The organism is Romboutsia sp. 13368, assembly GCF_018336475.1.
Lineage (GTDB): Bacteria > Bacillota > Clostridia > Peptostreptococcales > Peptostreptococcaceae > Romboutsia.
On the sequence record NZ_CP048741.1, the window covers coordinates 1,187,556 to 1,189,732 of the forward strand.

Consider the following 2,177-nt stretch of genomic DNA (forward strand, 5'->3'; position numbering starts at 1 on the left):
TTATTAAAATTAAAAAATATGTAACAAATTTGTAATGAATATAAAAAATTAAAGAGAATAGAATTAGACTATTTATCATGAAATATTATAAAAAATAAAAAAAGCTATCTAAACGATAGCTTTTTTTTATTAAACACCTTGAGTCTCTTCTAAAACATTAGTGCTTTTAAATATTTCTTTATCTAATTTATTTAATGATTTACCAACAACTAAAGCAGTTGTAGTTGAACCATTTACATTTAACATTGTACGTCCCATATCAAGTATTGGGTCTATTGCAAGTATTCCACCAGCTAGTGGGAAGTGTGCACCTATACCTACACCTGATAAAACTACTGAAACTGCCATTGTAGCTGTTCCAGGAAGTCCTGCTATACCTAATGAACTTATAGTTATAACAACTAAAAGCATTGCATAAAAACTTGCATTCATTTCAACACCAGCCATATTAGCTATTGTAACTGCCATTAATGCAGGGTATATACCAGCACATCCATTCATACCCATATTAGCACCTAAGCTTGCTGTAAAGCTTGCTACACCTTCTTCAACTCCTTGCTTTTTAGTTAAAGCATCTATAGTAACTGGTAATGTCCCTAAGCTTGACCTAGATGTAAATGCAAGAAGTAATGGCTCTGCAGCATTCTTTATATATGTAATTGGATTTAATCCATTAATTGCTACTATTACTAAATGTATTACAAACATTATAGCAACTGATATGTATAGTGCAGCGATAAACTGAACAACAGATATCATAGATGATAATCCACGAGCTGTTATAGTATTAGCAAGTAAAGCAACTACAGCATATGGCATAAACTTAATTACTGTCATAGCTACTGATACTATTATCTTATAGAACGCTTCTACTAAATCTATAAATGGCTTTATAACATCTAAATATTTTTTGCTTAATCTTTTTACTGCTAGACCTAAGAAAGTAGCAAATATTATTATTGCAACTATATTTCCATCAGCCATAGATGCTACTGGATTAGATGGTAATAACCCTCTTAAAGTATCAACTAATGGAGTTATTTCTCTAAGTTCTGTTTCTGTAGACGCCACTACATCTGTACCTACACCTAGCTTCATAACATTACCTACTACTATACCAACTATTGCAGCAATTGCAGTCGTCATAAGTAGCATTCCTAAAGATCTAAAAGTTAACTTTCCTAAGTCATCACCTTCACCCATATTTATGATAACTCTTAGTATTGATACAAATACCATTGGAACAACTAGCATTTTTAATAAATCCATAAATCCTGAACCAAATAATCCATACCATTTAGTAACTTCTTGTAACCAAGTAACCTGTGATGGATCTTCAGGAAGTCCTGCTACTAATTGTATGATAACCCCTAGTATAAGTCCTATTATCGTTGCATAAATAGTTCTTGTAGAAAATTTAACTTTCTTTTTCTCGAACTGCTTAACAATAAAAAATGTTCCTATAAGTACAGCTATAAAAATAACAGTCTTTATATCTGTAATCATAAGGAATTGTGATAAGAATGAACTATCTCCCATTATAGTTTCCTCCGTATGTATGAAATTTTTACACTGATGAAATAATTTTACTGACAATAACAATGGTATATTATTAGCATAATTGAGTCAATATTTTTTACCATTTTTTATCTTTTATATAAAGATGTATACAAATATTGTAATTTAATTAAATTTTATTTTTCTTTTACGTTTCATTCTTTTTATCTTTTTTACCTTCTTACTTTTTAAGCTTCTTCCTGGTATTGTATCGATATCTTCCTCCGCTTCATCACCTGACAATGTACCTATACTAGATTGTACACCTGGTTGATTTGATTGTTGAGTTATTAATTCTCGTTCTTTTTTTGTTAGTAATAATGCTAGGTCTGCAGATATCATCCCGAGAAATGAAACTAGTATTTCTAAATCTTCTACATTTACTTCTTCAGCTATTGCATAAGAAATTGTAGATGATAATAAAACAAAATCAGCATAGCTAAATCTATTTAGTCCTGTATTTAAATTATCAGAGTTATAATAATTAGAAATTGTATCATTTGAGTTATTGTTATTATTTGAGCTATTAACATTACTATTAAAACTATTAGTATCTATAACAATTTCACCCCCTTAATAATTACATTACTAAATTATATTCAAAATAACTTAATTTACAA

General features: G+C 29.2%; 2 protein-coding genes. Both read right to left on the bottom strand.

Annotated elements, in window-relative coordinates; all coding sequences use genetic code 11:
- Positions 1-129 precede the first annotated feature (129 nt).
- Positions 130-1,539: a cation:dicarboxylate symporter family transporter gene (locus tag G3997_RS04845; RefSeq protein ID WP_296648970.1), complete on the bottom strand. Its 1,410-nt coding sequence runs from the start codon at positions 1,537-1,539 to the stop codon at positions 130-132.
- A gap of 144 nt (positions 1,540-1,683) precedes the next feature.
- Positions 1,684-1,899, bottom strand: a complete 216-nt coding sequence (locus tag G3997_RS04850; RefSeq protein ID WP_296648973.1) for a hypothetical protein — start codon at positions 1,897-1,899, stop codon at positions 1,684-1,686.
- Between the last annotated feature and the right edge of the window lie 278 nt (positions 1,900-2,177).